The sequence below is a fragment of the Stenotrophomonas sp. HMWF003 genome (assembly GCF_003061285.1).
GTDB lineage: Bacteria > Pseudomonadota > Gammaproteobacteria > Xanthomonadales > Xanthomonadaceae > Stenotrophomonas > Stenotrophomonas maltophilia_AP.
On sequence record NZ_QAIW01000349.1, the window covers coordinates 1908 to 10879 of the forward strand.

Consider the following 8972-nt stretch of genomic DNA (forward strand, 5'->3'; position numbering starts at 1 on the left):
CCGGCAAGCTGGAGTACGCCGACATCGTCAAGGTGGATCCGCTGACGAAGAAAGAGAAGGCCTACGCCACCGTGATCGGCACCGAGCCGGTACGCCAGACCTCCACCACCCAGACCCCGCATGAAGTCTGCCAGGACGTCGTGGTGCAGGAGCGCCTGCCCGAGCGCGACGGCAACGTCGGCGGCACCGTCGCCGGTGCGGTCATCGGCGGCCTGCTGGGCAACCAGGTGGGCGGCGGCAACGGCAAGAAGGCAGCGACCGCCGCCGGTGCCGTGGCGGGCGGCCTGATCGGCAACCAGGTGGACAAGCGCCACGTGGGTGGCCGCGTGGTCAACCGCACCGAGCGCCAGTGCCACACCGAAACGGCGACCTCCGAGTCGACCAAGGTCACCGGCTACAACGTCACCTACCGCAACGAAGATGGCACCACCGGCACCATGCGCATGGCCAGCAAGCCGGGCAACCGCATCCCGATGGGCACCAGCAACGCGGTCACCGGGTACAACGTGACCTACCGCTACGATGGCGTGGAAAAGACCGTGAAGATGGACAACAAGCCGAGCAGCGACCGCCTGCCGGTCATCGACGGCCAGCTGGTGACCCAGACCGCCGCGCTGGATTCGAACAAGCAGTAACTCCGCGCGGATGGATCGTGCGAGCAACAGGCCGGCGTCGTCCGGCCTGTTGCGTTTTGCGGGGCCCGCCACAGCGCGCAGCCCGGCCTTCTGCGATGATTTCTGCCTGTTTTCCGACGGCCATCGCCATGAGCATCTTCGACCTGCAGCTGGAAACCGACCGCCTGATCCTGCGCCCACCCCGCGCGGAGGATTTCGACGCGTTCCTGCGGTTCTGTTCCGACCCGGAGGTCATGCAGCACCTGGGCGGCGTGCAGGCCCCGTCGCAGGCGTGGCGCAGTTTCAGCTGCCTGGCCGGCAGCTGGCACCTGTACGGTTTTTCGATGTTCTCGGTGATCGAAAAAAGCAGTGGCGACTGGGTCGGGCGGATGGGCCCGTGGCAGCCGCTGGACTGGCCCGGCACCGAAGTGGGCTGGAGCATCCGCCGCGAAAGCTGGGGCAAGGGCTATGCGCCGGAAGCAGCGGTGGCCAGCATCGACTGGGCATTCGACACGCTGGGCTGGGAGGAGGTGATCCACACCATCGACGCGGCCAACGAGAACTCCAAGGTCGTGGCGCGCAAGCTGGGCAGCACGCTGCTGCGCATGGGCGAATTGCCGCCGCCGCATGACGGCAAGCCGATCGAGATCTGGGGCCAGTCGCGCGACCAATGGCAGCACCGCCGCCGCACGTGATCGCCCATGCTGCACCCGCGCTTGGCAACCTGCGCAGGTTGCGGCCATGCTCCCGGCGTGGCCGCCTGGGCCGCGCGTCACGGAGGCTGATGGATGTTTGCCGTGGTTCCCGATCCGATTCCCGCACGCATGAAGGCCCTCAACCGGGCCGAGGTCTGCGACACCAACTTCACTGAATTCGTGCAGCAGTGGCGGGGCGATCCCGCACCGCGTCCGGCCGCTGACGTGCCGATCCTGCCCGGCAGCACGCTCGACGCGGCCGGGTTCGATGCGCTGCTGGAGTCGCAGCTGATCAGCCGCCACCTGGACCTGATGGCGCGGGTGCTGCGCGTTAAGAACAAGGTCTTCTACACCATCGGCTCGTCCGGTCACGAGGGCAACGCGCTGGTGGCGCGGCTGGCCCGGCACACCGATCCGGCGTTCCTGCATTACCGCTCCGGGGCGTTCATGGCCGAACGCTTCCGCCAGTTGCCCGGCATGGACCCGGTGCTCGACGCGGCGCTGTCGTTCGCCGCCAGCTGCGACGACCCGGCCAGCGGCGGCCGGCACAAGGTGTGGGGCAGCAAGCCGCTGTGGGTGCTGCCGCAGACCTCCACCATCGCCTCGCACCTGCCCAAGGCACTGGGCACGGCGCTGGCCATCGAAAGCGCGCGCCGCATCGGCCACGCACTGCCGATCCCCGACGACAGCGTGGTGATCTGCTCCTTCGGCGACGCCTCGTCCAACCACGCCAGCGCGCAGACCGCGTTCAACACGGCGGCCTGGGCGGCCTACCAGCGGCTGCCGGCACCGGTGCTGTTCGTGTGCGAAGACAACGGCATCGGCATTTCGGTGAAGACGCCCGACGGCTGGATCGCGCAGGCCTTCCGCCAGCGCCCCGGGCTGGACTATTTCTTTGCCGACGGCCTGGACCTGGCCACCGGCCACGGTCAGGTGCAACGCGCGCTCGAGCACTGCCGGCGCACCCGGCGGCCCACCTTCCTGCACCTGCGCACCACGCGGCTGATGGGCCACGCCGGCACCGATTTCGAGATCGAGTGGCGCCCCTTGCCGGAACTGTGCGCGGCCGAGGCAGCCGATCCATTGCTGCGCTCGGCGCAGATTGCGCTGGACTCGGGCTGGATGACGCCCGAACAGCTGCTGCAGCGCTACGAAGCGATGCGCGCACGCTGTTTCGCCGCGGCCGAAGAAGCCGACCGCCGGCCCAAGCTCGATGGCCTAGCGCAGATCATGGCACCGCTGGCCCCCTACTCGCCGGCGGCGGTGCAGGCCGAAGCCGCACGCGTGGCCGATCCGCAGGCGCGCGTGGCCGCCTTCGGCAGCGAGGCGCAGCTGCCCGAGCAGCTGCCGCCGCGGCACCTGGCCATCCAGATCAACCAGGGCCTGCACGAACTGATGGCCAAATACCCGTCCACGCTGCTGTTCGGCGAAGACGTGGCGCAGAAGGGCGGCGTGTACACGGTCAGCAAGGGCCTGCTCAAGGCCTTCGGGCCGCGCCGGGTGTTCAACACGCTGCTGGATGAAACCATGATCCTGGGCATGGCCCAGGGCCTGGCCAACCTGGGCATGCTGCCGATCCCGGAGATCCAGTACCTGGCCTACCTGCACAACGCCGCCGACCAGCTGCGCGGCGAGGCCTGTTCGCTGCAGTTCTTCTCCAACGACCAGTACCGCAACCCGATGCTGGTGCGCATTGCCGGGCTGGGTTACCAGAAGGGCTTCGGCGGGCACTTCCACAACGACAACTCGATCACCGCGCTGCGCGACATCCCCGGCCTGGTGGTGGGGTGCCCGTCGCGCGGCGACGATGCGGCGATGATGCTGCGCACGTTGGCGGCACTGGCCCAGGTGGACGGGCGCGTGTCGGTGTTCCTGGAGCCGATCGCGCTGTACATGACCAAGGACCTGCACGAGCCCGGCGATGGCCAGTGGCTGTTCCCGTACCCGCCGCCCGCACAGACCATGCGGCCGGGCGAGGGCCGGGTGTACGCGCCGGAGGCCAACGACCTGGTGATCTTCAGCTATGGCAACGGCGTGCCGATGAGCCTGCGCGCGGCGCGCACCATCCAGGCCGAGCTGGGCTGGCAGGTGCGGGTGGTGGACCTGCGCTGGCTGGTGCCGCTCAATGCCGGCTTCATCGCCGAACAGGCGGCCGACGCCCAGCGCGTGCTGGTGGTGGACGAAGGCCGGCACAGCGCCGGGGTGGGCGAGGGCGTCATCACCGCGCTGGTCGAGGCCGGACTGGGCCACCTGCCGCTGCAGCGGGTCTGTGGGGCCGATACCTACACCCCGCTGGCGGGGGCAGCAATGTGCGTGCTTCCAAGCGACAATGCGCTGGTAAGCGCCGCCCGGGTACTGGCGCAGGATCTCTGACGCATGTGTGGATTGGCAGGAATGCTGCTGCCGGCTCCGGTAGCGGAGCAGGCAGCACTGGAACGGTTGGCGCGCCGCATGGGCGACGCGCTGGTCCATCGTGGCCCGGACGACAGCGGGGTGTGGGCCGATGCCGGCCGCGGCATCGCGCTGGCGCACCGGCGGCTGAGCATCCTGGACCTGTCGCCGCTGGGCCACCAGCCGATGGCGTCCAACGACGGCCGCTACGTGCTGGCCTACAACGGCGAGGTGTACAACTTCGCCGCCCTGCGTGCCGAGCTGGAAGCGCTGGGCCACCGCTTCCGCGGCCATTCGGATACCGAAGTGCTGCTGGCCGCGTTCGTGGCCTGGGGGCTGGATGAAACCCTGCAGCGTGCCAACGGCATGTTCGCCATCGCGCTGTGGGACCACGCCGAGCAGTGCCTGTGGCTGGCCCGCGACCGGGTCGGCAAGAAGCCGCTGTACTACGGCTGGGCCGGCGATGCGCTGGTGTTCGGCTCGGAACTGAAGGCGCTGTGGCAGCACCCGGACTTCGACAACGACATCGACCGCGACGCGCTGACCCTGCTGCTGCGGCTGGACTACATTCCGGCCCCGCACTGCATCCACGAGCGCTGCTTCAAGCTGATGCCCGGCCGCGCGCTGCGGCTGGACGCGGCGGCGGTGGCGGCTGGTGCCGCGGCGCACCGCCCGGACCAGCAGCAGGTGCCGTTCTGGAATGCGCGCGAGCGCATGCAGCAGGCACTCGCGCAGCCGTTCCGCGGCAGCGACGACGAGGCCGAGGCGCAGCTGGACGCGGTGCTGCGCGATGCGGTGGCGCTGCGCATGGTGGCCGACGTGCCGGTGGGCGTGTTCCTGTCCGGTGGCACCGATTCGTCGGTGGTGGCCGCGTTGATGCAGGCGCAGTCGGCGTCGCCCATCCACAGTTTCAGCATTGGCTTCCAGGGCTCGGACCACGACGAAGCCCCGCTGGCCAAGGCGCTGGCGCAGCACCTGGGCACCGATCACACCGAGCTGTACGTCAGTGGCGCCGATGCCCTGGCGGTGGTGCCGCAGTTGCCGGCCATGTTCGACGAGCCGTTTGCCGATGCCTCGCAGGTGCCCACCGCGCTGGTGGCGAAGCTGGCGCGCGGCTCGGTCACGGTGGCGTTGTCGGGCGACGGCGGCGACGAGCTGTTCTTCGGCTACAGCCGGTACCAGCGCGCGCTGCGCAACTGGGCGATGCTGGGCAAGGTGCCGGCGCCGCTGCGGCGTTGGATGGCGACGCATTCGCAGACCCAGGGCGAGGCCTCGCGCACCGGTGGCCTGGCCGCGCTGCTGGCCGAGACCGGCGCACGCGGCATCGGCGATGTGTACCGCAACCGCATCTCGCGCTGGCGCGACCCGGTGGCGGCGGTGAAGGGGGCCACCGGCGCAGGCAGCTTCTACGACCTGGCCGACCCGCTGCACGGCGCCGGCTCGCCGGCCGACGCGATGATGCTGGCCGACTTCAACACCTACCTGCCCGATGACCTGCTGTGCAAGGTGGACCGCACCAGCATGGCGGTGAGCCTGGAGGCACGCGCCCCGCTGCTGGACTGGCGCGTGGCCGAGTTCGCCTGGTCGCTGCCGCTGGGCATGAAGCAGCGCGACGGGGTGAGCAAGTACCTGCTGAAACGGGTGCTGGGCCGTTACGTGCCGCAGGAGATGGTGCACCGGCCCAAGCGCGGCTTCGGCGCGCCGGTCAGCGCCTGGCTCAAGGGCGACCTGCGCGGCTGGGCCGATGCACTGCTGGACCCGGCCCGGCTGGCCGCCGAGGGCGTGTTCCACGTCGAGGCGGTGGTGCCGCTGTGGCAGCAGTTCCAGCAGGGCGAGCGCAAATGGCACACGCACCTGTGGAACGTATTGATGTTCCAGGCCTGGCAGGCGCATTGGCGCGACGTGCGCGCCACCGTCAAGCGCGGCTAGGTGCCGACCGCCGGTCGCACGCAGGCGCCATCAACCTGCGCATCCGACGAGGTAACGACCCCGCGCCCCGGGGTAGAGCCACCCCATGGGTGGCTGAAGTGCGGATGATGCAGGGCCCGGGGTAGAGCCACCCCATGGGTGGCTGACGCACCGATGATGCAGGCCCGGGGTAGAGCCACCCCATGGGTGGCTGACGCACCGATGATGCAGGCCCCGGGGTAGAGCCACCCCATGGGTGGCTGGACGTTCGGATGATGTGGGGTTGACGGGTAGCCACCCATGGGGTGGCTCTACCCCCCCCTTCACCGTGGCCGAAGGGGCGCCCGCCTAGGCTCGGGGTTTCCCCCAACGGAGACATCCCCATGGCCGAAGTGAAGATTGCGGTACTGGTTGGCAGCCTGCGCAAGGGCTCGCACAACAAGGCGCTGGCCCATGCGCTGGAGAAGCTGGCGGCCGGCAGGGCGCGTTTCGAGCATGTGGAGATCGGCGATCTGCCGCTCTACAACCAGGATTTCGACGCGGACTACCCGGCGCAGGGCGTGCGCCTGAAAAAGCAGATCCGTGACGCCGACGCGGTGCTGTTCGTCACCCCCGAATACAACCGGTCCATCCCCGGGGTGCTCAAGAACGCCATCGACCTGGGCTCGCGGCCCTATGGCGACAGCGCATTCGCCGGCAAGCCGGCAGCGGTGGTCGGGGCCTCGATCGGGGTGATCGGCACCGCGCTGGCCCAGCAGCACCTGCGCAACGTGCTGGCCTACCTGGACATGCCGGTCCTGGGCCAGCCGGAGGTGTTCCTGCACTTCAAGGAAGGCCTGATCGACGAAGCGGGCACCATCAGCAGCGAGGGCACGCGGACGTTCCTGCAGGGCTTCGTGGACAGATTCCTCGCCTGGATCGCCACCCACGGCGGTCAGCATTGAGCGGGGTGCATCTGCGATAATGCGGTGCGGCGCACGGCCCGGCGTCGTGCGCCACGCGCTGCCGCCGCAACCGGTCGGCAAGCGCCGTTATACCCAGCTCATCCACTGCTTATCCACAGGGTTGTGCGTGGTTGCGGCGCGCGCGCCGTGCCTACCATGCCCCACGCCCCGCACCGCAGGAAGTACGCCTTCACATGTCCGCCCGCTCTGGCTTCCGTTCCGACCGCAAAGACCGCGGTGACCGCTTCGACCGCGATGAATCGCGGATCGACCAGCTGCGCGTGCCGCCGCATTCGATCGAGGCCGAACAGGCGGTGCTGGGCGGGCTGATGCTGGCGCCGGAAAGCTACGACCGCATCAACGACCAGCTGACCGAAACCGACTTCTACCGTCGCGACCACCAGATGATCTACCGCGCGATCCGCGAGCTGTCCGAGCGCGACCGCCCGTTCGATGCGGTCACCCTGGGTGAGTGGTTCGAGTCGCAGGGCCGGATGGAGCTGGTGGGCGATGGTGCCTACCTGATCGAACTGGCCAGCACCACGCCGTCGGCGGCCAATATCGCCGCCTACGCTGAAATCGTGCGTGACAAGGCCGTGCTGCGCCAGCTGATCCAGGTGGGCACCGACATCGTCAACGACGGCTTCCAGCCCGAGGGCCGCGAGAGCAGCGAACTGCTGTCGGCGGCGGAAAAATCGGTGTTCGCCATCGCCGAGCAGGGCGCACGCGGTCGCACCGATTTCGTGGCGATGCCCGGCGCGCTGAAAGACGCGTTCGAAGAACTGCGCAACCGCTTCGAGAACGGCGGCAACATCACCGGCCTGCCGACCGGCTACGCCGACTTCGATGCGATGACCTCGGGCCTGCAGCCCACCGACCTGATCATCCTGGCCGCGCGCCCGGCGATGGGCAAGACCACGTTCGCACTGAACATCGCCGAGTACGCGGCGATCAAGTCGAAGAAGGGCGTGGCGGTGTTCTCGATGGAAATGTCGGCCTCGCAGCTGGCGATGCGCCTGATTTCCTCCAACGGCCGCATCAACGCCCAGCGCCTGCGTACCGGCCAGCTGGAAGACGAAGACTGGAGCCGGGTCACCGGCGCGATCCGGATGCTGAAGGAAACCAAGATCTTCATCGACGATACGCCGGGCGTGTCGCCGGAGATCCTGCGCTCCAAGTGCCGCCGCCTCAAGCGCGAGCACGACCTGGGCCTGATCGTCATCGACTACCTGCAGCTGATGAGCGTGCCGGGCAACAGCGAAAACCGCGCAACCGAAATTTCGGAAATCTCGCGTTCGTTGAAGGGCCTGGCCAAGGAACTCAACGTGCCGGTGATTGCGCTGTCCCAGCTCAACCGCTCACTGGAAACACGTACCGACAAGCGTCCGGTGATGGCCGACCTTCGCGAATCCGGCGCTATCGAGCAGGACGCGGACATGATCGTGTTCATTTACCGCGACGACTACTACAACAAGGAAAACTCGCCCGACAAGGGCCTGGCCGAGATCATCATCGGCAAGCACCGAGGCGGCCCGACCGGCTCGTGCAAACTCAAGTTCTTCGGTGAGTACACCCGCTTCGACAACCTGTCGCACGATTCGGTGGGTTCGTTCGAATGACCTGGGGCACACGACCAACGGTCGTGTGCTACCGGCGCTTGGCCCCGGTCCCGTAACGGCGTAGCGCCGACCGTTGGTCGGCTGCTCCTGCACCCAGCGATCCTGGCTGGTTCAGCCGGGCAACGCCCGGCCCCACCGCCGCGGCGGTCGCTCATCGGCGTATTCCCGGTTTTGTCGGCCGAGGTCGGCATTCGTCGCATTCCGCTTGCCGAGCGGGCGGTGCAACGGCACCGTGGGCCTGCGGGCATTGCCGCCCGGTGCCGGTGGAGACCGACGATGAAGACGCTGTTCGCGCTGGGGGTGTGGTGCCTGCTGTTCGTGCTGTGCTGGCCGCTGGCGATCCTGGCGTTGGTCGCCTGGCCGTTCGTGTGGCTGCTGAGCCTGCCGTTCCGCCTGGTCGGCATCACCTTCTCGGCCGTGTTCGCCTTCCTGCGCGCGCTGTTCATGCTGCCGGCACGGCTGCTGGGCGGCGGACCGGTGGCGGCATGAGCCGACTGTGCGCTGGACTGGTCGCGCTGTGGTTGGCGGCGCCTGCGTTCGCCGCCGAACCGCCCAAGGCATGGGTGGAGCGGCAGAATCCTGGTCCGGTGCGTGCCGAGCCTGCGGCTGGCAAGGACGCGCCGAAGCAACACTGCCGGGTGGTGAAGGAATGGAACGTGGGCGAGGTGGTCGCGCAGCATCGGGTCTGCGAGGACGCGCCGAAGGCGCCGGCTGCGGCGGTGCCGGAGAAGATCCCCACGCGCACGTGATGTCGGTTGGCGCGGCCGGTGGCCGGCTCCACGCAATGCCCACGAGCCGGCC

At 68.8% G+C, this 8972-nt stretch carries 8 protein-coding genes; all 8 read left to right on the forward strand.

Going from position 1 to position 8972, the window contains the following annotated elements; genetic code table 11:
* Positions 1-635, forward strand: a 635-nt coding sequence (locus tag DBR34_RS14070; protein WP_128097265.1) for a glycine zipper 2TM domain-containing protein, incomplete at its 5' end; no start/stop codon positions are given.
* A gap of 128 nt (positions 636-763) precedes the next feature.
* Positions 764-1309 (forward strand): GNAT family N-acetyltransferase, encoded by a 546-nt coding sequence (locus tag DBR34_RS14075; RefSeq protein WP_128097254.1) that lies wholly within the window; start codon positions 764-766, stop codon positions 1307-1309.
* A 93-nt stretch (positions 1310-1402) separates the two neighbouring features.
* Positions 1403-3682, forward strand: coding sequence for a thiamine pyrophosphate-dependent enzyme (locus tag DBR34_RS14080; RefSeq protein ID WP_128097255.1), 2280 nt, complete (start codon positions 1403-1405; stop codon positions 3680-3682).
* Positions 3683-3685: 3 nt separating this feature from the next.
* Positions 3686-5629, forward strand: coding sequence for an asparagine synthase (glutamine-hydrolyzing) (asnB, locus tag DBR34_RS14085; protein WP_128097256.1), 1944 nt, complete (start codon positions 3686-3688; stop codon positions 5627-5629).
* A 362-nt stretch (positions 5630-5991) separates the two neighbouring features.
* Positions 5992-6552: an NAD(P)H-dependent oxidoreductase gene (locus DBR34_RS14090; protein ID WP_128097257.1), complete on the forward strand. Its 561-nt coding sequence runs from the start codon at positions 5992-5994 to the stop codon at positions 6550-6552.
* Between the two features lie 194 nt (positions 6553-6746).
* Positions 6747-8171, forward strand: a complete 1425-nt coding sequence (locus DBR34_RS14095; protein ID WP_128097258.1) for a replicative DNA helicase — start codon at positions 6747-6749, stop codon at positions 8169-8171.
* Between the two features lie 276 nt (positions 8172-8447).
* Positions 8448-8660 (forward strand): hypothetical protein, encoded by a 213-nt coding sequence (locus tag DBR34_RS14100; protein ID WP_128097259.1) that lies wholly within the window; start codon positions 8448-8450, stop codon positions 8658-8660.
* Positions 8657-8920, forward strand: coding sequence for a hypothetical protein (locus DBR34_RS14105; RefSeq protein ID WP_128097260.1), 264 nt, complete (start codon positions 8657-8659; stop codon positions 8918-8920). Before DBR34_RS14100 ends, DBR34_RS14105 begins: the two co-directional genes overlap by 4 nt.
* The last annotated feature ends 52 nt before the right edge of the window (positions 8921-8972 follow it).

Excerpts from the sequence above, each read along its gene's own strand:
- DBR34_RS14075 (WP_128097254.1), top strand. The coding sequence starts at position 764 with ATGAGCATCTTCGACCTGCAGCTGGAAACCGACCGCCTGATCCTGCGC.
- DBR34_RS14080 (WP_128097255.1), top strand. The coding sequence starts at position 1,403 with ATGTTTGCCGTGGTTCCCGATCCGATTCCCGCACGCATGAAGGCCCTC.
- asnB (WP_128097256.1), top strand. The coding sequence starts at position 3,686 with ATGTGTGGATTGGCAGGAATGCTGCTGCCGGCTCCGGTAGCGGAGCAG.
- DBR34_RS14090 (WP_128097257.1), top strand. The coding sequence starts at position 5,992 with ATGGCCGAAGTGAAGATTGCGGTACTGGTTGGCAGCCTGCGCAAGGGC.
- DBR34_RS14095 (WP_128097258.1), top strand. The coding sequence starts at position 6,747 with ATGTCCGCCCGCTCTGGCTTCCGTTCCGACCGCAAAGACCGCGGTGAC.
- DBR34_RS14100 (WP_128097259.1), top strand. The coding sequence starts at position 8,448 with ATGAAGACGCTGTTCGCGCTGGGGGTGTGGTGCCTGCTGTTCGTGCTG.
- DBR34_RS14105 (WP_128097260.1), top strand. The coding sequence starts at position 8,657 with ATGAGCCGACTGTGCGCTGGACTGGTCGCGCTGTGGTTGGCGGCGCCT.